The organism is Gimesia sp. (assembly GCF_048260065.1).
Classification (GTDB): domain Bacteria; phylum Planctomycetota; class Planctomycetia; order Planctomycetales; family Planctomycetaceae; genus Gimesia.
Genome location: NZ_JBLXHC010000006.1, coordinates 263,093 through 288,486, shown reverse-complemented (window position 1 = coordinate 288,486; position 25,394 = coordinate 263,093). Strand labels below are relative to the sequence as shown.

At 47.2% G+C, this 25,394-nt stretch carries 14 protein-coding genes; 13 read left to right on the top strand and 1 reads right to left on the bottom strand.

The annotated features are described in order from the left end of the window. Window positions 1–3 precede the first annotated feature (3 nt). The 11 genes from ACN0YN_RS13850 to ACN0YN_RS13800 all read left to right on the top strand — a co-directional run bounded on the left by ACN0YN_RS13850 (window position 4) and on the right by ACN0YN_RS13800 (window position 21,080). Window positions 4–6,180 carry a protein kinase domain-containing protein gene (locus ACN0YN_RS13850; protein WP_417385610.1) on the top strand — a complete coding sequence of 2,059 codons (6,177 nt, stop codon included), beginning with the start codon at window positions 4–6 and terminating at the stop codon, window positions 6,178–6,180. 748 nt (window positions 6,181–6,928) lie between these two features. Next, window positions 6,929–9,091, top strand: coding sequence for a helix-turn-helix domain-containing protein (locus ACN0YN_RS13845; protein WP_417385609.1), 2,163 nt, complete (start codon window positions 6,929–6,931; stop codon window positions 9,089–9,091). Window positions 9,092–9,877: 786 nt separating this feature from the next. Then, entirely contained in the window at window positions 9,878–10,756 is an 879-nt protein-coding gene (gene rfbA / locus ACN0YN_RS13840) for a glucose-1-phosphate thymidylyltransferase RfbA (protein ID WP_417385608.1), read from the top strand. A gap of 191 nt (window positions 10,757–10,947) precedes the next feature. Then, window positions 10,948–11,736: an ABC transporter permease gene (locus tag ACN0YN_RS13835; protein WP_417385718.1), complete on the top strand. Its 789-nt coding sequence runs from the start codon at window positions 10,948–10,950 to the stop codon at window positions 11,734–11,736. Next, window positions 11,726–13,120 carry an ABC transporter ATP-binding protein gene (locus tag ACN0YN_RS13830; RefSeq protein ID WP_417385607.1) on the top strand — a complete coding sequence of 465 codons (1,395 nt, stop codon included), beginning with the start codon at window positions 11,726–11,728 and terminating at the stop codon, window positions 13,118–13,120. Before ACN0YN_RS13835 ends, ACN0YN_RS13830 begins: the two co-directional genes overlap by 11 nt. Then, entirely contained in the window at window positions 13,110–14,093 is a 984-nt protein-coding gene (locus ACN0YN_RS13825; protein ID WP_417385606.1) for a class I SAM-dependent methyltransferase, read from the top strand. Before ACN0YN_RS13830 ends, ACN0YN_RS13825 begins: the two co-directional genes overlap by 11 nt. A 112-nt stretch (window positions 14,094–14,205) precedes the next feature. Further along, window positions 14,206–15,117, top strand: coding sequence for a glycosyltransferase family 2 protein (locus tag ACN0YN_RS13820; RefSeq protein ID WP_417385605.1), 912 nt, complete (start codon window positions 14,206–14,208; stop codon window positions 15,115–15,117). Beyond that, the gene (locus ACN0YN_RS13815; protein WP_417385604.1) at window positions 15,110–16,075 is read left to right on the top strand and encodes a glycosyltransferase family 2 protein; all 966 of its coding nucleotides are present in this window, start codon (window positions 15,110–15,112) and stop codon (window positions 16,073–16,075) included. The genes ACN0YN_RS13820 and ACN0YN_RS13815 overlap by 8 nt, the downstream gene beginning before the upstream one ends. A 47-nt stretch (window positions 16,076–16,122) precedes the next feature. Further along, window positions 16,123–18,552, top strand: coding sequence for a glycosyltransferase family protein (locus ACN0YN_RS13810; protein WP_417385603.1), 2,430 nt, complete (start codon window positions 16,123–16,125; stop codon window positions 18,550–18,552). Between the two features lie 124 nt (window positions 18,553–18,676). Continuing rightward, window positions 18,677–19,642 (top strand): CgeB family protein, encoded by a 966-nt coding sequence (locus ACN0YN_RS13805; RefSeq protein WP_417385602.1) that lies wholly within the window; start codon window positions 18,677–18,679, stop codon window positions 19,640–19,642. 151 nt (window positions 19,643–19,793) lie between these two features. Then, window positions 19,794–21,080, top strand: a complete 1,287-nt coding sequence (locus tag ACN0YN_RS13800; protein ID WP_417385601.1) for a putative sugar O-methyltransferase — start codon at window positions 19,794–19,796, stop codon at window positions 21,078–21,080. Window positions 21,081–21,261: 181 nt separating this feature from the next. On the opposite strand, the gene ACN0YN_RS13795 is transcribed toward ACN0YN_RS13800, so the two are convergent. Continuing rightward, window positions 21,262–22,350, bottom strand: coding sequence for a hypothetical protein (locus ACN0YN_RS13795; protein WP_417385600.1), 1,089 nt, complete (start codon window positions 22,348–22,350; stop codon window positions 21,262–21,264). A gap of 854 nt (window positions 22,351–23,204) precedes the next feature. Here ACN0YN_RS13795 and ACN0YN_RS13790 point away from each other — a divergent pair. Further along, a complete protein-coding gene (locus ACN0YN_RS13790; RefSeq protein WP_417385599.1) occupies window positions 23,205–24,275 on the top strand; it encodes an NAD-dependent epimerase/dehydratase family protein in 1,071 nt (356 codons plus the stop codon). A 94-nt stretch (window positions 24,276–24,369) separates the two neighbouring features. Then, window positions 24,370–25,239 (top strand): glycosyltransferase family 2 protein, encoded by an 870-nt coding sequence (locus ACN0YN_RS13785; protein WP_417385598.1) that lies wholly within the window; start codon window positions 24,370–24,372, stop codon window positions 25,237–25,239. Window positions 25,240–25,394: the final 155 nt, after the last annotated feature.

The following is a 25,394-nucleotide window of genomic DNA, read 5'->3' as shown; positions in this document are numbered from 1 at the left end:
GAAATGAACACATCCACAGAGCTGTTCCGACTAGACGAGGCCGTTGTCGTTGACGAGTACGTCGATGCTTTATTCGGTGAACTGAAATCCTTTCTCCAGAAGAAGAATCCAGGCCACTGCCAACGGATCGACTATCTGCCGCGTGACGTGATGAATCGGCTCGGACAACGGCTGGCCGACGACACCGACTTGCAGTCTGCAAAGGTAGTCTGCCGTGTCGTGACCGACAAACCCGAACATGCGGACCATGAATCGTGGGAATCGAGTGGCAGCGGCGCGGTAGCGTTTCGAGAAGATGCAACCTACGGGCGTATCCGCGTGTTCTGCGCGATGTTCCCGGCTGGCATCCGGCTGGCCGAGGAGGACTCGCTGAATGTCGCCACCTTCAAGACCGACGACGCGCTCAGCTTCAACGTCCGCAGGTGCTTGGACACGCACGTTCGGGCGAAAGTCAACATGTTACCGGAGGATGAGCGCAAGATTCTGGACGCGATTTTGAAGGAAGAGGCGGTCAGACAGTTGGATGTGCGACTGAAACTCCGCTACGTCCTGTCGGTTCTCGGGCAGAAGGAATCCAGCAATCAACCCGTCAACTGGGAGACTGCAGGAGCGTACCTGTATGAACTGAAAATGATTCCCGACTTCAAGCTGGAATCGGAGAATCTTCCGGTCCAACTCACGCGCAACCAGATGTGTGCTGCGATCTTGAGTGACGGCGACAAGAGTTTGACGCAGAATCTGGATCGCCTTGTAACCGAAAAAGGACTGGACGATGAAGAGCGGCGTCGTGACTTGGCCGTTTTCCTATCCGACAAGGACATGATGCAACCGGATCAGTGGCTGCCGGACATTTGCCACGATGACACTGCTCGCGAAAGGTTGTCCTTTGACGAGTGGCATTTTAGCGAGCCGACAACTGGTGTCAGCATAGAGTTGAGCCCGCTACAAAACCCCAACACATCGAAGGTCACCAAGGGCTTGATCTATCAAAACGGCGCGTTGGTCAACGACGGCAAAAAGCCCATTCAGATTCGTTGGACGGTCAAGCCGACTGGAACAAAGGACGTCGGCGGCTATCGCATCTATGTTGTGCGAAACACGGAAGACGAAGGCGAGGTGGACGTCATCATGCCGCAGGCGCTCTCTGGGAAACGTGTGTCGTTCATGGTGCCGATCGCTGATAACAACCTGGACGACGACGAAAAGTGCGTCGTGCGCATCCGCATCCAGGCTCTGAATAAGAACGGGGTTCCACTGCAAGATGCCAGTGACGAGTCAGAAGAGTTTTGGATCGAGAACGGCGAAGAGATTACACCCCCTCCACCTGATCGCGGAAAACGCCTTCGTCATTTGAAAGAGGTCGCTTTCCGCGCGACTCACAAAACCGGCAAGACCTACGATGTGCGTAGCCGTGGATGGGACGCCAAGCGTGACTATGTTTATGCTCTTCGGCTCACCAACAACGACCGCGGTGATCTAGCTCTGAATCCGCTACTACGAGACCTCGAACGCGAGATCCTGCTCAACCCAAACAACCTCGGCGTCTACGAAGCAAACATTATTGGGAAGCGAACGGCGCAGCTAGCTGATTTTCACGAGATCGAGCTGTCTGATTCGATCAACACGATGGCGAACGACTTCTTTGAGGCAAGAAGTGCGTTCTTCACGGCCGTCCGAGAGCTGGAAGACGGAACGGGCATCGTGGAGATTACCGATCTCCACACGATCATGGATGAGTCGTTGATATACATCCAGAAGTATGTTGAACTTCTTAAGAAGGTCGCCGAAAAGGTTGGGAACTCGACGGGGCCAGGGCAGATCAACAACATCCTGCATGATTACGCGGCAATCATGCGGATCGACACGGTGTTGATGCGGATTGGACCCACCGAAGCCCCGATGCAGGTTCTCTTGCTCAGCCCAACACACCCACTGCGGATACTGTGGCTGTACCAATACGAGACTTTCGTGGATCAATGGATTCAGAAGATGACGGGGCGCAAGCCCGACGAGATCCAGCGACTGATTTCCGAGGACAGCATCGACAAGCTGATTAATCTTAACATTCCCAACGCGATCTCCTGGGAGCAGGGTCAGACTTTCATTAACACGGACAACCTCGACCTGTTCTGGAGCGTTTTGCCGAATGGGAATGTGAAGGACTTGCGGACAGCGGTGAATGCGACACGCCAAGCGGTGGGTGCCAGCCGACAGGAAGTTGTCGTATCAACCGTCACACCCAAGCAGATCGCCGACAAGATTGAGAGGTATCTTTGTCATCATCCTTACGTTCGGTCGCTCAAGGTCAATGTGATCAATCCTGGTGACGGTGCGCTGCTTTTGGAAGCGATCAAGAGCTTGCTCGGCAAGCCGCTCTATGAATATCTGAACTTCGACGTGAAGTTCTTCGCTCCCAAAGATACACGGCACGAACTTGTTGGCGATGCGTTCGACGACTTTATGACGCAGCGGCGTCCCGAGGAATGGACGTATGGTGGAACCCTATCGGAGACGGAAGAACGACTACTTCAGCCGAATGAAAACCCGCTGTTTCCCAAGTTGATTTACGCGAAACACAATATCGCAGAGTTGCTCAACGACAATGGCGGGCGGTTCGAGTCGCACCTGACATTTTTAATTGACTACTTTGGCACTACTATCGCCACCCGACCTCATACGGAACTGATGGGAAGCTCCTCGCTGCACAATCTACTCGCCGAGTATGTGACTGACTACTCGGCCGGCGCGGCAACAGCAACGTGGTCACGTCTGATCGCACCGACCGAGTGCCCGGAGTTGGCGAGCGACGGAAACACGAAGCGTCTGTTTCAATCACACAACACGCTGTCCCATCTTTCTGCGTGCTTCTACGATTGGGCGGACAGCCTTGAGAAGTACACCACGGTTCAGCTTGAGCTGACAGATTCTGGTGGAAGACATCACCTCAAGTTGCTTCGGCAGGTCCACCTGATTTCAGACTGGGTCTTCACGATAGATCGAAACTTCGGCATCGAATACTACGACGATCCGAAGCGGCCTGCTGGCGGGGAATCTAAGGGTTATTTGATCGACTACACACCAGAGTTCCTGGATGCCGTTGCTCATCGCCTGATCATCTCGACCTACCACCAGCAGGAGATTGAAAGCATATTGCGACACGGTTTCGCCAATCTACTGACAACAGCAGACGGCCAAGAACCTGTTATCGCAAGTCATACGATTGGACGCATACTTCAAATCCTGAAGTCTGTTTCTGGGAAGCTGGCGCTGAAGCTGATCAACAACCCAAACCAGGCCCAAGAAGTCATCGGATTGGCTCTAACGCGACTGTCTTTGGAACGCGACGACCGACTTCGTGGTCGGGTTTTGATTCCAGTAGACAGCCACATCGACCTTTTCTACCAGAACAAAAAGGAACTGGAGAACAGCGAACTTACGCTGAAACGCAATGATCTGATGCTGGTGGAACTCACGGGGTCGAAAATGACCATTGATCTGATCGAGGTCAAGAACCGCAAGCACTCCAGCCCGCAAGAGCTACTCGATCTTCAAACTCAGATTTGCGAAAAGAACTCCAACACAGAGCAGCATTTTCGTGCACACTTTGTGGGCTCTGGTGATACGAAGCGTTTTGATTCCGACATCAAGAACAAAGAACTCGCGAACATACTGCTGTTCTACTTCGATCGCGCCCGGCGCTATGGTCTGTTTGAGACGTCCGAGTTGGATGAAACGAGTAGCTCCACTCGAATCCAGGCCTTCTACAAGGGTATCGAGGCCGTCGAGGTTGGAGCGTGCGAAGTCTCATTCCGACATGAAGGGTTCATTTTCAATGGTTCCGCGCTGACGGACCAAGAAGATCGCGACATCAACAACAATGACATACACATCGTAGGCAGGGTTGGGATCAGCGAGTTCTTGGGGCTGGTTATCGACGAAGAAGAAGGGACAACGAATACATCAGAAGATGAACCTGGCGGCGATTCAGGAGACGGGACGGGACCTGAGCCGGAACCGTCCCCCGGGGGGATCGGGGGGCAAACGGGTTCACCCGAACCCAGCCCTTCCGAAACTGACACGTCGGGTGATCCTGAAGTTGCCGTAGCGACAGAAGAAACCGGCACAGTGCCACCTGACGAACCAGCAGTCTCTGGGGAGACCAAAGCAACATCAGAAGAACCCATGCCTTCTACCGAGGGCAAGAAGGGTGTTAGTACTCCAGAAAAGCCGAAAGACACTCCTGTTGCTTCCGGTGATCTCGGAGCCGCAGAGGTCAACATTCAACTCGGCAAGAATTGTGTTACCGGCCAGGAAGTCTACTGGAATCCACAGACGAAGAAGCCGCGCCGTCTGACCAACCAGCATCTGCTCGTAGTAGGCAAGAGCGGGTCGGGTAAGAGCGAAACGACCAAAGCGCTCATCTGGGAACTCGATCGACTTGGCGTCCCTTCGATCATCCTTGATTATCAGGGCGAGTACGCTTTTGGCGAGTTCGCCGAAGCTGTTGAACCACAGAAGTTCGACGTCATGGATGGCCTGCCGGTCAATCCTTTTGAACTTCCTTTTGATCCGATCGCCAATCGAAAACGTCCTCCGATCGAGATGATCTTTGGACTCGCGGACACCTTGAACACCGTCTTCAGTGGTTCCGGTGACATCCAGCTTGGCATCCTTCGTGAGGCGATCGAAGCCTGTTACGTCCAAGCCGGGTTTGATTTTCACGATCCCGCGACTTGGGAACTTGAACCGCCAACGTTGGAAATGCTTGAGGCGGTACTTGATCACATGGCGCAAGACCATGGCACGCAGGTTCGCAATCTTCAAATCCGCCTTCAACCGCTCTTCAAGAGCGGCATCTTCAAGCAACAGAACGCCGGGTACAGCTTCGACGAACTCTTTCAACGTACCAGCGTGATCCTAATGACATCGGGAATCAAAGACCTAATGCTTGCCGCCAGTAGGTTCATCCTGGAGAAGGTCTATTCCACAATGCTGATGCAAGGCGTCACTAAGCAGCTTCGCGTGATGGTCGTCATCGATGAGGCACACAAGCTGTGTGGAGATGAGACGATTATCAGCTTGGTGAAGGAAGCGAGAAAATACGGTCTAGGATTGATCCTCTCGTCTCAGGAAACACGTGACTTTCATGGCTCTGTCTTCGCGAACACGGGCACGCTCATCGCACTTGGACTTGAAGATGCCGACGCTACGGTGATGGCAAAACATCTCGGGCTGACCGACAAGAAGCATCAGACAAGTGCGAAGGAGCTGATCTTGAGCCAGTCCAGTGGTCAGGCACTTGTTCGATCGCAGCATTTTCTTCCATACGCCCAGGTGCATATTCGGTCGTTTGAAGACCGGATCGAAGACGCTGAACCCGTACCGAAGAAGAAGCCGACAGGGCTAGGGACTCCAACAGGCGGCGATCCGAGTCCGCAAACTCTGAAAACTTTTCAAGGTTATAAACTAGTCCAATCCCTGGATATAGCTGGAATGTCAGAGGCATACATAGCCGAGAAAGAGGAAGACGGCAGTCAGGTATTCCTAAAACGTGTACGCACACATTCGGCTGATAAGGCTGCACTGGAACGGGAAGTCCGCATCTACGAAAAACTGCTCCGTCTGCAACCTCATTATGTGGCGTCTGTTCTCGATTTCATTCGGGACGACGAGTATGTGGCCATCATTACAGAGTGCGCCGACGGCGGCGATCTTCAAACGTTTATCGAGAGCCAGACATCAGGACGCGGTCTTAGCCCAAGTGATGCCAAGGCGATCGCTATCAATCTAGCGACGGCATTGAAAGAGTTGCACGACAGTGAAGTTGTCCACCGCGATCTGAAACCCAGGAACGTCCTTTGTTTTAAAGGTATATGGAAGCTCGGTGACTTTGGCATCGCGAAGAACCTCGGCCGGCTAGGGACACTCAAGACTTTCCAACAGCACGGAACACGCGGCTATGCCGCACCCGAACAGTTCCAAGGTGTCACGGCTCATCCAAGCGCTGACATCTACTCGCTTGGAAAAACGATCGTCTTTCTATTAACCGGCCAGACCGATATCGATTTCGTGCCCTATACCCAGTGGGCTGACTTGGCGAAGAAATGCATTGCCGTCAAGCCTCAGGATCGGCCGACAGTAGATAAAGTGATTGAACTACTAGGCGAGATTCCTACGTAACCGGCTCAGAAAATTCAGAGAGATTTCAGTTCTTGGATTACTGTTTGTATTCCATTCCGCTATCCTAATGCACAGGTGGTCGCTTGGGTTTATTGTATGGCTTTATCTGGATTCCAATCGCTTATGTAGTGTCAAAGAGCCAAGTTTCGGAGCGTTCGAAACCACAGGTGTTATTTGCCCTGAACGGATTGAAAACCTATCGCCCAAGTCACATGGTCATTTGTGGCGAAGATCAACTGTCTGGACAAGACATTGGTCAAGTAGGAGTTCTGGAATTGCGCGCAGGAGGAATTGTTTGCTTCCGAGTGCGATTTGCTGCTGTGCTCGGCGGGTTCGTTGTCGGCTGTAATTTGTGAGGAGGCCCGGCAGCGGGGGCGTAGGGCGATTGATGTAGGTTCAATGGACTAAATTCTGGCAACACCAGTCGCCGTTAGTGTTGATTCCGTATCGCTCAGAAATCAGCACTATCGACGAGCACGTTGACGGTCCGGTGGGCTAAAAAAGTTGTGGAGATGGCAGTGGTCATGTGAGCCTTCCGGGGCTGTCGAGCAGGATTCAACGCTCATCGCGAAAGTTTTTTGAGATTGCCTGCCGCACGTCAAGTCTTATCAGGGCAATCACTTAAGAATTCTGGTGCGATCTGCTATGTTTCTGTGATGCATGTTATGCGATTGTCAGGCTTGCGTATCTGCATAATATGCAGTTCGGCGACTTGCGTTCGCGGAAAACTCTTTTGGGGAGGTGTCAAATGGTAAACAGCGAGAACCTGCGTCAGGTGCTACAAGTATTGAGAGAAAAGTCCAATCTGTCACAAACCGAATTGGCAAAGAGGCTTCCATACACTGCGAGTCGAGTGTCGCGTCTTGAATCCGGAGATTTGACACTTGACGTTGAGGAGGCTGTCCAAGTAGCCGAGGCGATCGGGTCGGATGAATCTAGAGCGTTTGCAGAGTACCTACAGCAGGACTGGCAGGTTCTCGATCCTGTCGCATTCCATCATGTAAGCCGAGGTGTACTTTGGGAGGCAGAATTGGCTCTCCAGAGGCTGCGAGACCTGAGAGAGGATCCGGACATTCGAAACGTTTTCCTGAAGCAGATTGAGTCTTGTGAGGAGGCTTTATACCAGAAGGCCAGTTTCATTTCTTCGACGGAACACCCGATCGCATTCATCGGCAGCCCGGGGGTTGGGAAAACAACGGCGATTTGTTCATTAGCAGATCTGCGCGATCCGTCCGAAGAGGATTTGAATCGTCAAATGGCTCTGCAGACTGGTTCGGGACGGACGACGATCTGTGAGGTGCATGTGAAGTACGGCGGGGAATATGCAGTCTCGATCGAGCCCTGCTCCGACGAGGAACTACGATACCACGTCGCCGATTTTTGCGACCACGTGTTGGCTCAGGCTGGGATCCTGAAAGATGATACAACGACTGACGGACCAGGGATCAGTATTGAAATCGCACGGGCATTGCGACGCATGTCGCAACTCGTACAGAAGAAAGTGAAAGGCGAGAATGGCAAGACGCATCGGGAGGATCCCGCAATAGCTCTTGCGCATGAGTATCCAGATCGCGATGAGTTGCAGATTCAGGTTCTGCAGCGCCTGAACCTGCCGAGACGTAAAAGGACTTCGGTCTCATATCCGCGAGACTCCGCGAAGCCCGGGTTCCATTGGCTGTCCAAGACCTTCGCGGACATCAATTATGGAGCCCATCCAGAATTCTCACTCCCGAGGCGGATTGAAGTTTCAGTACCTAATCCAGTCCTCAATTCGACCGCGGTCGAGCCGCGACTCATAGACACTCGTGGAGTGGACGAACCGTCGGCGCCTCGCCGGGATCTTCAATCGTATCTGGACGATGATCGCTCACTCATCGTACTCTGCTCTGGCTTCAAAGACGCACCGGACGCTGCAGTGCAGAGTGTCATTGAGCGGGCTAGTGCTGGTGGAAATCGAAGGGCATTGATCAAACGCGGAGTGATGCTCATTCTCACTCAAGGTGAAGAGAATGCAGTTCGCGACAGTAGCACCGGAGAACTGGTCGACGACGAAGAAGAGGGGCGAGATGTCCGTCGCGAACAGGCTCGTTCGACAACACTCGGGCACTTGGGCGTTTCTGAGTTACCGATAGAGTTCATGAATGTGGCTAAAGCAGATGATTGCAAGACGATGCAGCAGAATCTTATCGATCGCGTCATGCAGCTGCGTGGCGACGCCGAAGAAAAAATCCGGTCGCTGATTGAAACCACAGATCGGCTCATCGCCAACAAGGAAAACGAGCAGGTTCGGGCGGTGTTCGAGCAGGCAACTCGCATGATCACCACTTGGCTCGATAGCAATTTCGAGATCCGACACAAAGGCAGCCTCCCGGAGGAGGCTTTGCTGGAGGAGATGGATGGTCTGAGATACGCCTCGACACTTCGAGCTTCAGTTGCCCGCCAGGGTAGCTGGCCGAATTTCGACTTCTGGCATGGGTTGGGATTTGGTGCCCGTCGTGAAGCGGTGGTACGAACCTCAGAGCAGTTGATCGAACTGAAAGGTGTAGTACAAACAATCCTGAATGACGAAGAGCTTGCCGAATCACATGACTTTGTTCGACACTTCTTGGCACAGGTAGAGGAAGTGGCAAATGACTACTTCCAGAAGAGCCAGACTCTCGGCGAAACCGCATTTGCGAGCCAGCTCAAAGGTACACACGATTACTGGAGCAAGTGTCAGGATCGTTGGGGCCAGGGAAGTGGATACAAGATCGACATTCACAACTGGACGGGCGAATGGTTCTCGAATGAGGCGCGCGACGAACGCCACGAATTCATCGAGACCGAACTCCAGCGGCTTTGGCGAGAATCGCTCACACGGTTGGCTGGAAAGCTTCGGTCTGCTGATCCCGAAACCTCAAGTGTTGGATGAAATGCAGATGCCGGAGGGAGGTCTGGGGGCATCAACAAGGGACACCAGAAATAGGACGTGCTCCTATACCCTTTTCTACCCTACGGACAGAAAAACAGCGAAAAACACTAAAAGATGAGACGAGGTAATGAACGGTATTGATTCGTACTTGCAAACGCGGTAGAGTCTAGAAAACAAGTGATATTCTAACGTCGCGGCAATGTACAAAATCGCTTCTGTTAACCGCTAGGTTCAAGGTTCGAGTCCTTGTCGAGGAGCTTGTTTCACTTCTAAGAAACAGTGAATACACCCGGTATCGAATTTCGGTACCGGGTTTTTTTGTGTCTCATTCCCATCAAACAGACGGGCACACGATCGACTCCTGTTTGAATCAACAGTGAGCGCGGTGACTGTCAGTGGTTGCCTGGATTTTCTTAAATGCAGCTCATTCTTTGTCTGTTCCATTTCTCAGCCAGTGTACTCTCTCAACGCAACGTGGCTGATGTGTGCCCCTGGGATCAGGCGATGTAAATTGTTTTCCTGAAAAGGGTTGGGTCTACGATCACAGCTCTGGCTCACATGTGTGAATGTGAAGATTTCCCAGAATTCCTGTCATGCCTGTTTTTATGCTGGAAATCAGGTTGCTTTATTTTCCAATTTTCAATACCAAACGGATGTCTCACAAAGATTTGCGTTGAAGGTAATTGAGAAGCAGGTCCTTCATTTCGGGCAACAGGATTCAGGTACGATCGATACCTGATAGTATTTTCAACAATCGCTCTGCCTCAGACAAAACAGGGAATTGATATGTCGAGAAAAGGAATTGTATTGGCGGGAGGAACCGGAACCAGACTGCACCCGGTGACGAAAGTGATTTCGAAACAGCTTCTGCCGATCTATGATAAACCGATGATTTATTATCCGCTGTCATCGCTGATGCTGGCGGGGATCCGGGAGATTCTGATCATTTCCACTCCGCATGATCTGCCGATGTTTCAGGATTTACTGGGGACGGGGGAGCAGTGGGGAGTCAGGTTTGAATACGCAGAGCAGCCTTCCCCCGACGGACTGGCCCAGGCGTTTCTGATTGGTGAAGAGTTCATCGGCACTGATGATGCGTGCCTGATTTTAGGTGACAATATCTTCTACGGACACGGTTTTACGGAGAGCCTGAAATCAGCAGCCGCGCGGGAATCCGGTGCGACGGTCTTTGGTTACCAGGTACACGATCCGGAACGGTTTGGTGTTGTGGAATTCGACAGTGAGCAGCGTGCGATCTCCATCGAAGAAAAGCCGGTCAAACCCAAGTCCAACTATGCAGTCACAGGATTGTATTTTTACGATAACGATGTGATTGAAATCGCTAAGAATGTGAAGCCTTCTGCGCGAGGCGAGCTGGAGATTACGTCAGTCAACAATGCCTATCTGGAACGGGGCGGGTTGAACGTCGAATTACTCGGTCGCGGGCACGCCTGGTTCGATACGGGGACTCATGAAAGTCTGCAGGAAGCCAGTCATTTCTTTCAAACCATTGAAAAAAGACAGGGGTTGAAAATCGCCTGTCTGGAAGAAATCGCGTTCCAGAAAGGCTGGATTACGAAAGACCAGTTGAAGACCCAGGCTGAAAAATTTGCGAAAAGCAACTACGGCCAGTACTTGTCGAAGCTTTTAATTGATCTTTCATGAGAAAAGTGGATTTAGTATAAATCGCAGGCTGGTTAAATGATATCAGCCTGTTTTTCATACAGTTATGCTCCTCATCTGTCTTCTGGACAGGCTCAAAAATTGATTCTGGCCCGACTGATCCGGCCTGATGAAGTATTACATCGGAACGCTACATGAATCCTTTTGCATCAAAATCAATCTCACCAGTGTTTATGCTGCAAAGTTTGATTGTTAACCGTCGTTTGATTTATCAAATGGCAAAGCGAGAGGTGATTGGCAAGTACAGAGGATCGATTCTGGGCTTAGCATGGTCGTTTTTTAATCCGTTGATCATGCTGGTGGTATACACGTTTGTCTTCAGTGTTGTCTTCAAGGCACGGTGGGGAGTCGGATCGAACAGTAAGACTGAGTTCGCCTTGGCACTGTTTATCGGCATGTTCATACATGGCCTGCTGGCAGAGTGCGTGAATAAAGCTCCCGGATTGATTGTCGGGAACGTGAGCTATGTCAAGAAGGTGGTGTTTCCGCTTGAAATATTATCGTGGATTGCCCTGGTAGCCACGTTGTTTCATACGCTCGTCAGCCTGCTCGTCTGGGCAATCTTTTTTGTCATCGTGAATCATACCTTTCACTGGACGGCAATCTTTTTACCGTTTCTGTTTATACCACTGATCCTGTTCACAATGGGGATTACCTGGTTCCTTGCTTCTTTTGGAGTCTACTTGAGAGATGTCGGTCAGATCACGGGCGTCTTCCTGATGGTGTTAATGTTTATGTCACCCGTTTTCTATCCGACCTCAATCTTTCCGGAAAAATATCAGCCCATTCTCTATGCCAATCCGCTGACTTTTATCATTGAACAGTCGAGAGATATCTTAATGTGGGGGAAACTCCCGCATTGGGGAGGAATCTTTATTTTAACGTTTCTTGGTTCTGTCGTTGCCTGGCTGGGATTTGCCTGGTTCCAGAAAACACGTAGGGGATTTGCTGATGTCCTCTGAATTAGATTTGAACCAGGAGACTGCGATTCAGCTGGATCAGGTTTGCAAGTCTTTTCAAATTTATGATAAACCGCACCATCGGTTGTTGCAGGGACTCTTTCGAGGAAAGAAGCAGTATTTCCGCGAATTTGTTGCCTTGAATGATATTTCGTTCGAGATCCGACGGGGACAGACTGTTGGGATCATCGGCCGAAATGGTGCCGGCAAATCGACGTTGTTACAGATTATTTGTGGAACAATGTCACCCACTTCCGGATCGGTCGAAGTCAATGGACGGGTTGCTGCATTACTGGAGTTAGGGTCTGGTTTCAATCCAGAATTTTCAGGTCGCGAAAACGTTTACCTGAACGGTTCCATCCTTGGTCTGACTCGTGAAGAAATTGACGAACGTTTCGATAAGATCGAGGAATTTGCCGGGATTGGTGATTATATAGATCAACCGGTCAAAACATATTCGAGCGGAATGTATGTCAGACTGGCTTTTGCTGTCATTGCGCACGTCGACGCCGATGTACTCATTATTGATGAAGCGCTGGCAGTAGGCGATGCAATCTTTACCCAGAAGTGTATGCGGTTTATTCGATCATTTAAGAAAACAGGCACTCTGATTTTTGTCAGTCATGATATGAATTCCGTGCTGAATCTGTGTGAGGAAGTGGTCTGGCTGTCGGAGGGTAAGGTCCGGACGCGGGGAGAAGCGAAGCAGGTTGCTGAAGAGTATCTCCAATATACACTGCAGGAAGTTTACAGTGATGACACCCTGTTGACTTCAACAACAAAAAATACAAGTAAGAAGAAAAAAATTAATAAGGTCGTTGAGACCGTATCTGTGTCACACGAATATTCCCGTTCCATAAACAGTGAGGGAAACTCAGTAACAAGCTACGAATCGGAAGCTGTCGTCGTCAATAACCTGGATGAATCCTGTGGTTGGGAGACTGGAGATGGCGAGATCATTGATGTGTCACTGGAAGAATTGCATGAGAGTACCGGGACAAGCCTCAAGGGGGGAGAAATGGTACAAATGCTTGTTACAGCAGTGGCTCACAAATCAATGGAAAATCCGATCCTGGGATTCCTGGTCAGGGACCGTTTAGGGCAAGATTTATTTGGAGAAAATACGTTACCTCAAACTCAAAAAGAGCCATTCAGTGTCGAGGCAGGAGAAACATTTTCAGCAAGTTTCATTTTTAAACTGCCAATGCTTCCTAACGGACAATATACAGTAATGATTTCTTTTGCAGATGGTGATCTGGTCAACAATGTCCAGCATCATCTGTTACACGATGCATTGGTTATTACAGTATCTTCAAGTGCAATCCGGTGGGGTCTGGTAGGAATTGAATTTGATGAAATATCTTTGAGGAAGAAAAATGGGCTATAAAACCTTACAGCAGATTACCAGTACTCATGATGGGAAGGTTTCAGATAAATGGGCTGCATATCTCAATGCTTACGAGGAAGTACTTGCTGAGTATCAGGATGCAACAGTCAAATTACTGGAAATCGGTGTTCAAAATGGAGGATCACTGGAGATCTGGGAGCAGTATTTTTCCAATCTTCAGACAATCGTTGGATGCGATATTAATCCTTCCATTTCACAACTTGAATATCAGAACCCGAGCATCAATCTGGTTGTGGGAAATGCAACAGAGGATGACACGGCAAAGCAAATCCTTGAACACTGCAACTCATTTAATATCATCATTGATGATGGTTCTCATCGATCTGATGATATCATTCTGACCTTTGCGCGTTATTTTCCCGTTTTAGAATTGAATGGTTTATTCATCATTGAAGATCTGCATTGCAGCTTCTGGGAAGAGTTTCAAGGGGGCCTGTTCGAACCATTTTCCTCACTCTCATTTTTAAAACGTCTTTCAGACATCATTAACCATGAGCATTGGGGAATTCAAAAAAGCCGTGTTGAACATCTCGCAAAATACGGTGAGAAATACGGGTGCGAATTTGATGAAGAAGAACTGAAAAAGATACATTCAATCGAATTTATCAATTCGATGTGTATTATTCGAAAGAAAGAGGCAGATTTGAACAAGCTTGGTAAGCGAATCTTTTCGGGTCAAAAAGAGCTTATCGCCGCCTGTTCTGAAGAATATGCTGGCACAGAATTGATTTCACCAGATCAATCTGAAAACTACTGGTCTTTTCAGGGGACTTCCTTAGAAGATCAATTGAGTAACAGCCTTAAAGAAATCGAAGCATTGAAGGATTCAAACGAGACCCTCAATCATAAAATATGCGACCTGGAAAATAAAATTCTGGAGTATGAAACCTCAGTCAGCTGGAAATTAACAAAGCCAATCAGGCTGTTTACCAGCTCCAAAAAAGCCAGCTAGAGATCAGTGACTCAACATCAGGATGGCGACTGGTATTTCGACACGTTTCAGGTGATTTTACTGTTTGGCAATTTCAATTATATCTGTAACCCTTATTCAATATTGAGATCTGATGAATTCTCAAAATGTGGAATCTGTCGCAAGTATTATTGTGACATTTAATCCTGATTTTGAAGTCCTGAAGCGATTGCTGAATGCGATTGCGTCTCAGGTCTCACATGTATTCATTGTTGACAACAGCCCTGAAATCTCAACTCAAAAGGAAGTTCAGGAATCGGTTCCTCCGAATGGTTCCTGTATTACCATGGGAGGGAATTTTGGAATTGCTGAGGCGATCAATCATGGAATCACGACCGCTGACAAAATGAATTTCAGCCATGTTGTATTTTTTGATCAGGATAGTCTTCCGAGTCCGGATTTAATCAATACACTCATCAACGCGATGAATACAGAAATCAGAGCTGGAAAAAAAGTTGCTGCTGTCGGGCCTAACTATCAAGATGTGAAAGGCTCGCATTCTTCCCCCTTTGTCAAATTGATCGGGGGTCGCTTATGTCGAATTGCATGTGCAAAGGATGAAGTTGTTTCTGTAGATCATCTGATCACTTCTGGATGCCTTGTCTCAATGGCAAGTTTAAATGAAATCGGTCTGATGGAAGAGAAACTGTTTATTGATTATGTAGACACGGAATGGTGCTTACGCGCCATCTCTAAAGGTTATGAAATAATCGGTGTTGGCAACGCGCAAATGCAGCACGATTTGGGGAATAATTTTGTTCAACTGTTTGGCAGAACAATTCCCGTTCATTCTTCTCTTAGATATTATTACCTGATTCGAAACGGGATCTGGCTCTTAAAGCAAAAATGGGTTTCAGGTTCCTGGAAATTGATGGACGCCAGACGTCTGTTTCTGATGTATGTCGTTTATTCTTTCTTTATAGGTAGACGCGTCGAAAACTGGAAAATGCTCAGTCTGGGAATTTGGCACGCCATGATCGGCAAGATGGGAAAATTTAGTGGATAACTCTCTGATTTCAGTGATCATTGTCAATTACAATGCGAATGATAAACTGACTCTCTGTGTCCAATCTCTCATTAATACGAACCAGAACCTGGAAATTATCATCGTTGATAATGCTTCTTCCGATTCCAGCATTAATGATATTCAGGATGCGTTTCCAGATGATTCCAGAATTCGGTTAATATTAAATCAGGATAACCTGGGGTTTGCAAAAGCCTGTAATGCTGGTGCAAAAATTGCGAAGGGTGATTACCTGCTCTTTCTGAATCCAGACTGTAAAATTGATAAACAGGCAATTCCTGAACTGCTCGCCTGCTTTTCGCAGGATGAGAAGATTGGAATGGTGGGAGGCTATCTTCTCAATGATGACGGTTCCGAGCAGGTGGGAGGCAGAAGACTGGTTCCTACCCCCTGGCGCACACTGGTTCGTGTCTGCAGGCTTTCTTTTTTATCTCCCGTATTCCCGCGTCTGTTTTCAGATTTTAATCTGAATCAATGTCCGCTACCCGAACATCCGGTGCCTGTGGAAGCGATTTCTGGGGCATGTATGCTGGTTTCGCGCGAAGCATACGAAGATGTCGGTGGACTGGATGAAGGCTACTTCCTGCATTGTGAAGATTTAGACTGGTGCATGAGTTTTCGTGCGAAACAATGGTCTGTGATGTTTGTGCCTGATGCAAAAATATCGCATTTTCAAGGAACCTGCAGCCGTTCAATACGCGTGACTGTTGAATGGCATAAACATCGAGGCATGGTGCGGTTTTATCGAAAGTTTTTTCGAAATCAGTACCCTGGTGTCCTGATGTGGATTGTCGTCGTTGCGATCTGGTTTCGCTTTGGTTTGTTGATGTGCTACTTTACGGCAAGACGGTTTCTGAGATGGTTAAAAAATATTGCCTTATCACCGCAAATGGAATCTCAGGAAATACAGACAGCTCGTGTTGGATCTCATCATAATTAAATCAAATTAGAGCGTTTTAAATGCTTTCCCCGCTGGAGCATAAAGTCATGAAGAACAAATGGAAAATTCTTCTCATTAATTCAAAGAGCAGTGACCCCAATTACTATATCTGTTTACAGATCAAAAACGCATTAAAGCGTCATTCCAATGTGGAATGTGTCGTTCTGGCAGATTATTCAAATGCGACTTCGATCGTTCAAACAGACTCTTTCAACTTACTGTTTGTCTATGGCGGCGAAAACATCAATCGCCCCGTCATCCAGATATTGAAAAATGCCTGTGGCAGGTCGATCGTCTGGTTTACTGAAGACCCATACGAACTAAGTAATAACATTCATAACAGCAAACTGTTTGATCTTGTATTTACGAACGATCCCGGCTCGGTGGCGAAATATCCCCAAAAAGCTTTTTTCCTGCCGCTGGCATCAAGCAAAGAATTCCACTACTGCGAAATTCCCCAGGATGACAGCAGGTACCGGTATGATCTCAGTTTCATCGGTACGGCGTGGCCTAATCGGACACAGTTTATCAATACATTATTGAAGGAAAAGCCAGAGCTGAGATATAAACTCGCTTTGCCTTCCAATGAACATCTGCCGGAAGTGAAGCTTTCGATTCCTAAAAGCGAAATAAACTGGCGAACACCAAATACGGAACTCGCAAAGATTGCGAATTACAGTAAGTTTTCACTCATACTTCATCGGGAATTCAGTTCTTCGGGAAATGAAGCGAAGGCAGAATCCCCCGGTCCCAGGTTGTTTGAAATCGCAATGGCCGGTGGACTGCTGCTTGTCGATGATTCGCTGGAAATCAATTCGGAATTGTTTACTCCCGGAAAAGAATACCTGCCTTTCAAGAACATGCAGGAGTGTTTAGCACACATCGATTATTATAAAGATAAAGCTGATGAGCGGAAGGAGATCATCGCCGCTGCCCAGCAACGGGCAATGCAGTTTCACACATACGATCAGAGAATCGATTCTCTGCTGGAAATTACAGACGCGAATCTGGAAGATCAGCAGAAGGTGGTCCACAATCAGAACAGACGCAGTCGACTGTTGATTGTCATGCATAATGTCATCAATATTCAACCCTTCGGCGGTGTTGAAGTTTATGTGGACTCAGTTGTGCAGAAACTGAAGCAGAAGTATGAAATCTTCTTTTATGTCCCTGACAGGCTGCATGGTAACCATAAAACTTATTCCATTCTGGATGCAGAATATAAGAAGGTAGAAGACTTCCGTTTTGATTATCCGATCAGTGAAGACTGGTTGTCAGAGCCAGAGCGGGAACGAAGTTTCTTCGAACTGCTGGTGAAATATAAAATCGACGTGGTCCATTATCATCATCTGCTCAATCATGTTCCGTCACTACCTTTGATCTCAAAAACTCTCGGACTCAAAAACATAATCAGTATTCACGATTATTATTATATTTGTGATTCTTTTAATCTCTTAGATTTTAAAAATGAGTACTGTGATGTGAGAAACAGGTGTATTGAATCCTGTGATATTTGTGCTTCAAAAAGAGCCGGGTATGTCAGTGGAACGGTTCAAAAAAGACGCGCATTCTTTCAGAGAATTCTCAACAGCGCTGACGTGATTATCGGCTATTCCAACACGACAAAATCATATCATGAAAGTGTCTTTAAAGGACTTGATGACTTAAAGGTGATTCCTCTTCCAGCTCCGGCGGAGAGGGGGTTCAGTCCGGTTGATAAGCAGACGGAAAAATTCAAAATCGCAATTTTGGGAAATTTTGCGCCGCATAAAGGTGCTGATCTGTACCTGGATATTTTCAGGAACATGGTTGACGAAAATGTCGAGTTTCATATTTATGGAAAAATGAACGACCATTATCAGCAGGTCCTGGACCGACTGTCGTTGAAAAATGTGGTAATTCACAAAAGTTATCAGGTCTCTGAATTAAAAAATCTCCTGAAAGACATGAACCTGTCCCTGCACCTGTCGGTGTGGCCTGAGACATTTTTATTAACCCTGTCTGAAGCCTGGATGAACTACCTGATACCCATTGTCAGTGATATTGGAGCATTAGGAGAAAGGGTCACTGACGGGGAAAATGGTTTTGTTGTTCCGGTAAACGACAGTGGTGCCGTCATTCGAGCCATTCGACGGGTGATCGGCGATAAAAAATTATACAAGTCCGTACTGAATAATATTAGTGCCATGCAATTGACTGAATTGGATGAGCATGTTCGCGTCATGGAAGAAATATACGAGACGCCGCTCATGGACCGGGCTGATATTAAGTCAGAGCAGGCAGGTCTCTGCCTGAATGGATTGTCAACAGGTCTTGTCTGCAGCCAATTAGTCAAACATTCGAGTCCCCCGGAATTACTGCAGATACAGAGAGATGGTTTAAAGCAGAAGATGAAAAAAGCCTATCGCTTTTACCGCTCCAATGGTGCTAAACGAACCTGTAAACGAGTGCTCGCTGAATTTGCAAAAGGTTTGTAGCGCGTAAGAATACTTTGGTTTCATTAGTTCAGCGGCGTTTATGGATAAGTGTACTTCCTGTTTCTGTTGCATCTTATGCCTGCTGTGAGTAAAGCTGTATTTAGTATGCGAATAGAGAATCTTCATGGTCGACAACAAAAAAATCTTGATCTCGGGGGCTTCTTATGATGGACCGAATAGAAATGCCATCTTGAGAACTTATGTGCTGGAAGGGTTTCAAGAGCTTCTGGGAGAAGACAGCGCACATGAAATTGCACTGGATTTCGTTGAAGAAGGATTACGAAAATACCAGCCTGATATTTTGTTGTTATTTGGCTCCTGCATGCCGGATGACATCTCTTACAATGCTCTGAAGAAATACTGTGACAAGCATAATATTCTGCTGGTATTCTGGTTGCATGATGACCCCTATGAATTCGATTATGGTTTCAAGGTAGAGAATGTCGCGGATGTGATTTTCAGTAATGATAAATGGGCCAGTTTGCATTACTCTCATGATCATGCTTATCATTTGCCACTGGCAGCCTCAAAACGGACTCATTTTCAAAATCTGAACAGCGAATATGACCATGATATATTTTTTTGTGGAGTAGCTTTTCACAATCGAATTCAGCTGGTTCGGGATCTGCAGAAGGTGTTAGAGAAACACAAGACGTTGATTCTTGGGGCGGAATGGCCTGATGATATTGGAGATTTTCTGGAAAATCGAACTATCAGGAATGATCAGTTAATTGATTACTATGGAAAATCCAAAGTGATTTTAAATATGGGCCGGCATTTCAATTATGCTAACAAGAAATATAGTCTGACTCCGTCTACGCCCGGGCCACGAACGTTTGAAGCTGCCATGGCAGGTGCCGTGCAATTCTACTTTGCAGAAAGTCTGGAAATTCTCGACTACTACTCTGACGGTACTGAGATCATTCTGTTCGATTCCGTCCACGACTTTGCAAAAAAAATTGAAATGCTGCTCGACGATACAAAATCGCTGCAATCAATCGGTACAGCAGCCCAGCAGAAAACATTAGCGGCTCATACCTATACTCATCGAGCCTCTCAAATCATGGAAACCCTGTCTCAATACTTCTGAGTCATGCAGGAGCATCATCTCTGACGCGTGTCTATGACAGCATTTACTCTCTCAAATAAAAGCAGTGGTGTTTCACCGGCGATATGGAATCACAGGCATTACATATAAAGCAAATCTCCAATTTGTTAACTGAAATGGAATGAACCTCTTAATGTTAAAAAAAACCTTCCGGAATCTGCTGTATCAAATCCCACCAGTCAGACGCTACGTAGACCAGGTACGACAGACCAGAGCATCGGCAGAAGATCTGGAAAAAGAAATTGCAAGACTGAATGAAATCATCAATCATTCACGAAGTCCTGCCTTATTCCAATCTAAGGATGACTTACTGACAGAACGACTGCTGGCTCATCCTGCCATCATTCCACTTCCTGAAGTTTCCATCAGTTCCAGTCCAGCTATAGATAATTCAAATCGAGAAATCGTAGCTGAGCGTCTCCTCGATGCTTATCACAAATCATTGGAAGACGAACACAAATCATCTTTAAGACGTGAAGGTGAAGATGTCTGGACCGAGCTGATCCGGAATGAATTACCTGATTTAATGGCGATGGTTGAAAACAGAAAGGCAAAAGAACTTGCCGATTATCTCATGAATTTCGGACAATCTTTTGTCTGGTTTGGAGGGATTACGACCTGCCTTGATGGTTACAACAAAAATCTTGACCCAAAACAGGTTGCATTAACCTACCTTGACAAACTGATCTGTTTTTCTGAATCGATAGGTCTGTCGAGATTCGAAAGTCCCGAGCACGGCCCCTGGGGCAATAATCTGCATGAAAATCTGGCCGAACTGGTTGATGAAATTGAAAAACACCTTGGCATTTCGATTGCGCCACCGCTGGGAATCATTCATACAGATGGTCTGCAGATAAACGAAAATCTGTTTCATTACAGACACATCAATGGCCTGTATTGCGGAACGAGAATAGCCGACTTAAGAACTGATCATGGAAAAGTGTGCGAGTTTGGAGGAGGCCTCGGTATTACTGCCATGTACGCCAGGCGACTGGGAGTAACCGATTACACGATGCTGGACCTCCCAATCACCTGCCTGCTGGCTGGTCATTATCTGCTGCATGCCGTGGGGCTCGATTCGGTTGCCTTGTATGGTGAAACAATGCGAGAAGATGTCATTAAGATATTGCCGTTTTGGGAATGTCTGAATCTTCCGGATAAAAGTTATTCACTCACAATCAATCAGGACAGTTTCCCTGAACTTGCAGAAAATCTGATTACCGAATATCTGAACCAGATCAAACGGATTACCACAGACCGATTTTTGAGTATCAACCATGAGTCGTTTTACCCCAAAACGGTAGCGAATTTCATAAAACAAAACTCCGGATATCAGAGACTGTATCGCGGTAAGTACTGGGTGAGAGAAGGGTATCTTGAGGAAGTTTATGATATCAGTAACGGCAATGAAAAGGTTTGAAACCCTTTAACCGATTTGATTCACTGCTCGAAATGAATCGTACTCTGTGACATGGGTGACAGGAAATGTCTGAAAAAGATAATAAGCGGTCATCGGGAGTGACCCGCCTGCCCTGAACCGGATCCTGTACTTTTTCAATGGAGTTCATCGCAAAATACTGGAACTGCTCGACGTTTCATGATTATTTTTCGTGTTGCAATTGTCGCTCAATCAATGGCTTGAACGAAAGTCGCGTCGCATCTAATTCCGTTACAGGTTGAACAGACTGATCCCAGTAGTCGCTTTGAAACTCAGGATCGGAGCGTTGTGCTTCTTTCAGGTCGTTCCAGAATTGGGTATGTGAGATATTTTTTGTCGGCCAGATCTCACGAGCGGTGGTCAGCATGAATGTCGTATTTCCTGCGAGACTGACACTGGCTGCTATCACTAAGCAGGCTACAGCCGTTTTGGAAAAAGCTTGTTTTGAGTTGAGAAAAAGTCCCACACAAAATAGAAAGCCAAAAAACGAACTGAAGATCAGATATCGATCCCCAATGATATAGCTGATGAGGATATCATCATCGGCTACCGTCTGGGCTCTGTAAGAAATCATGGCGACAATCAGGCATAATGTCAGGGATGGGGCCGTTAACAAGACAATCCGCACAAGTGATTGATCATCAGCTGGCGCTTTCAGATATTTGAGACAGTGTGAAATTACTGCTGTCATCACCAGTAAAACAAGTCCCCATCCATAGACAGAGTCTGCTTCCAGTCCCCGCAGCTCCGGCAAGGACAGTCCGCCGGGAGCCCAGAGATATTTTAATGAGTTATGAAGCATTTCAATCAGCAGACCGCCGAAACGGATTGCCGTTGTAAGCAAACTCACCTTTTCTGATTCCGTATCAGGTGTGATGCCAATCGTCATCAGTATCGCATGTCCTGCAGTGAGAATCGACACAATATAGACAGGGACAAGCGACTTTAAAAGTTGTAACAGCTTTCGGTCTGGAACGCTATACCATCTGAGTGCTATCAATAGTGTCGCTGTAAACAGGACGGATAGACTGACCGCCAGACCGGTTCCCAGCGTATGCATTGTTAAATATCCAAATACTAATGCCTGCCAGAGCCGAACTCGATTTGCTGTTTGTGCATATTGAACCAGGAAATAGAAAGAGATTGCTGAGAGCGAGAGGCAAATGAACTGAAATGCCATAAATGGCCAGGCAATCAGGGTTGTCATTATCGGCTGAAAACCAAAGATGACGCCAATTGAGAGAGCTGTCATAAGCATTTTTATTGTTGGTTTCGTATTTTCCTGCCCAGGCATGGAAAGGCTCACACAATAAACCGTGAGACTTGTGAGGAAGACAGCTGCCAGGAATATCTGACGCCAGAACCAGAAAGTTTCATTCGTGCTGAATAACACTGTCTGACAGTATTCAGCCAGAAAAATCAATGGAGCCCAGTGGCCGTTAACACTGGAGTAGATATGTTTTTTAAAAAATGCGGCTGAGTCCTCTGGTGAAGCTGCTGTTGCCTTCAGAAATAGACTGGATTCTGCTCGCAAAAATTGAATATCGAGGTCGATCAGGATGTAGTAGATGCCATTTAAAAGCAAAAAGAACACAAAGACAGGGACAATCAGTTTCCCCAGAGGTATTTCCTTTAAATTCGCCTTCATAAGCCACCATGCAACGAAAGAATGATTCCTGTTCCCGAGCGTGTAATCAGGCGGGCAGAATTCGCACTGATCTAATTTAGCTTCAGATCAGCATCGACGGTTAAGGTCTTTGAAGCATGCACTCGAGACAAAAGCAGATACAGAAAGTTGGGTAGGCAGCTCTCTGTGACACGCCATGTTCCTGATTCTGAGTTTGATAACATATTTTTGATATGACATCAAGATGAAGTACTTTAACCTGTTTATATTCAGCGGGTTAGATCAAAGCGAAATTGGTCTTTTAAGCATTAGTGATTATTTGTAAGATCCCGCAGCGATCTGAATAAATGAACCGATTGATTTGGTTTCAAAGTCTTGATCGACTTCTACTTATGACTTCATTTCGAGAGCGTTATAAAGTTTTCTCACTCCACAATCGGAATGGGAGTGATAATTTTCTAACTGCATAAAATTCAAAAATGATCGAACACAAAAATATCGTAGTGACTGGCGGCGCCGGCTTTGTTGGCTCAAGCATTATTCATGCCCTGCATGAACAGACCGATTCGCGCATTATTGCATTTGATAACTTACGTCGGCGTGGCAGTGAACTGAACCTGGAACGTTTCAAAGATTTGGGTGTGGAGTTTGTTCACGGAGATGTGAGGTTGCCCAGTGACTGGGAATCTTTGCCAGCCTTCGATCTGCTGATTGACTGTTCTGCGGAACCATCGGTGCATCAGGGAACAACGGGAAGCGGTTGGCCACTCATCGAAAATAATCTGGTTTCTACAGCCCATTGCCTGGAAGCCGCCAGAAGGAATAATGCGGCGCTCATGTTATTGAGCACCAGTCGAATTTATCCGATTGAGACGCTGGAAAGTTTAGCCTGGGAAGAACAGGAGACCCGTTACGAATGGTTAGACGACCAGGATGTTCCAGGTGTCAGTTCCCAGGGAGTGACAGAGGCTTTTCCACTGCCGGGTGCCAGGTCCTTATATGGGGCTACCAAGCTGGCCAGTGAGTATTTACTCCAGGAATATCATTATCTGCACAACATGCCTGTTATGGTCAATCGCTGTGGCGTACTCGCCGGGCCGTGGCAGATGGGTAAGGTTGATCAGGGTGTGATCTCATTGTGGGTGGCACGCCACTATTTCGAAAAGCCTCTTTGTTATAAAGGATTTGGCGGAACGGGCAAGCAGGTTCGTGATGTATTGCATATTGATGATTTCACAGATCTTCTGCTGAAACAGCTTCAGCACAAAAATCTATGGAATGCGAAACCCTATAATGTCGGTGGCGGCCTGGAATCTTCAACTTCACTTCTTGAACTGACAAAAATATGCCAGGAAGTCACAGGACGATCGGTTCCCCTCTCAAAAGAAGAGGAAACTTCTGCGGTAGATCTCCGGATTTACCTGACTGATAACACACGCGTCAATCACGATTTTGGCTGGAAGCCGCAACGCAAAATAAGTGATACGGTTGAATCAATCTATCACTGGATTGATCAAAGCCCTCCTGGCCTTCAAAAAATTCTGGGTTAGCAGGGAGCTCCAGTTTCAATGCTGCTGCTGATTATGGAATTTCCAGTGAACTTAATCTATAGGTGAATAGCCCTGTTTTTAAAGAGGTTTTAACATGTTGCTGTCCGTTGTTATTCCAGCGTATAACGAAGAAAAGAACATTGGCAAGACCATTCACGCTTTAGTCAGTGAGTTGGATAAGAACGAGATTCCATTCGAAATCGTCGTTGCCAATGACAACAGCAAAGATCAGACTGAAGCCGTACTACAGGGACTGTCTGCAGATGACGCTCGCGTACGATATATCAACTGTTCCCCCCCGAATGGTTTTGGCCGTGCGATTCGAACCGGGCTGAGTGCAGCACGCGGGGACTACATCGTGGTCTATATGGCGGACCTGTCCGATCACCCGGATGATGTCGTGGCTTACTACCGAAAGCTGGAAGAGGGGTACGACTGCGTATTCGGGTCCCGATTTATTGATGGCAGTAAGGTTGAGGACTATCCTCGCGTGAAATATGTCGTCAATCGAATTGTGAACTATTCTTTGAAGTGGCTGTTCTGGTGTAAATTCAATGACCTGACCAATGCGTTCAAAGGTTATCGTCGGGAAGTGATCGAAGCCTGTGGACCGTATTGTGCAAGCCATTTTAATATTACCGTTGAGATGTCGCTCTCAGCACTCGTTAGAAAATACACAATTGCCCAGGTACCCATCAAGTGGTCCGGGCGAACATGGGGAGTCTCCAATCTGCGTCTGACGGAAATGGGGAGACGTTACCTCAGTACATTTATAAAGATCTATGCAGAACGCATTTTGATTCTGGATGATGTGATTGCTGAGAAACTTGCTTCAAAAAGAACGAATCCGAAAAATGATGAAATCCTGAAATATCGCCTGCTGAATCTGGAAGGAGAATTTCAGAAGGTTTCTACCCGTCTTGATGAAATTGAAACAAAAGATAATGTCAGAAAAGCAGCATAGAAACTTTCAATGGAAGCTCATCAGGGATGCGCTTCGGGAAGTGATCAATGTAGCTGGTGTTCTGTTGACAAAATAAATGGTAACTCTTCTCTCACTTCCTGGCTTAGTACAGGATGGAGGTGAGACATCTTAGGAAAAAGAAAGTAGAACATTGA

Excerpts from the sequence above, each read along its gene's own strand:
- ACN0YN_RS13785 (WP_417385598.1), top strand. The coding sequence starts at position 24,370 with ATGTTGCTGTCCGTTGTTATTCCAGCGTATAACGAAGAAAAGAACATT.
- ACN0YN_RS13795 (WP_417385600.1), bottom strand. The coding sequence starts at position 22,350 with ATGACAGCTCTCTCAATTGGCGTCATCTTTGGTTTTCAGCCGATAATG.
- ACN0YN_RS13835 (WP_417385718.1), top strand. The coding sequence starts at position 10,948 with ATGCTGCAAAGTTTGATTGTTAACCGTCGTTTGATTTATCAAATGGCA.
- ACN0YN_RS13800 (WP_417385601.1), top strand. The coding sequence starts at position 19,794 with ATGTTAAAAAAAACCTTCCGGAATCTGCTGTATCAAATCCCACCAGTC.
- ACN0YN_RS13805 (WP_417385602.1), top strand. The coding sequence starts at position 18,677 with ATGGTCGACAACAAAAAAATCTTGATCTCGGGGGCTTCTTATGATGGA.
- ACN0YN_RS13830 (WP_417385607.1), top strand. The coding sequence starts at position 11,726 with ATGTCCTCTGAATTAGATTTGAACCAGGAGACTGCGATTCAGCTGGAT.
- ACN0YN_RS13810 (WP_417385603.1), top strand. The coding sequence starts at position 16,123 with ATGAAGAACAAATGGAAAATTCTTCTCATTAATTCAAAGAGCAGTGAC.
- ACN0YN_RS13825 (WP_417385606.1), top strand. The coding sequence starts at position 13,110 with ATGGGCTATAAAACCTTACAGCAGATTACCAGTACTCATGATGGGAAG.
- ACN0YN_RS13820 (WP_417385605.1), top strand. The coding sequence starts at position 14,206 with ATGAATTCTCAAAATGTGGAATCTGTCGCAAGTATTATTGTGACATTT.
- ACN0YN_RS13845 (WP_417385609.1), top strand. The coding sequence starts at position 6,929 with ATGGTAAACAGCGAGAACCTGCGTCAGGTGCTACAAGTATTGAGAGAA.
- ACN0YN_RS13790 (WP_417385599.1), top strand. The coding sequence starts at position 23,205 with ATGATCGAACACAAAAATATCGTAGTGACTGGCGGCGCCGGCTTTGTT.
- ACN0YN_RS13850 (WP_417385610.1), top strand. The coding sequence starts at position 4 with ATGAACACATCCACAGAGCTGTTCCGACTAGACGAGGCCGTTGTCGTT.
- rfbA (WP_417385608.1), top strand. The coding sequence starts at position 9,878 with ATGTCGAGAAAAGGAATTGTATTGGCGGGAGGAACCGGAACCAGACTG.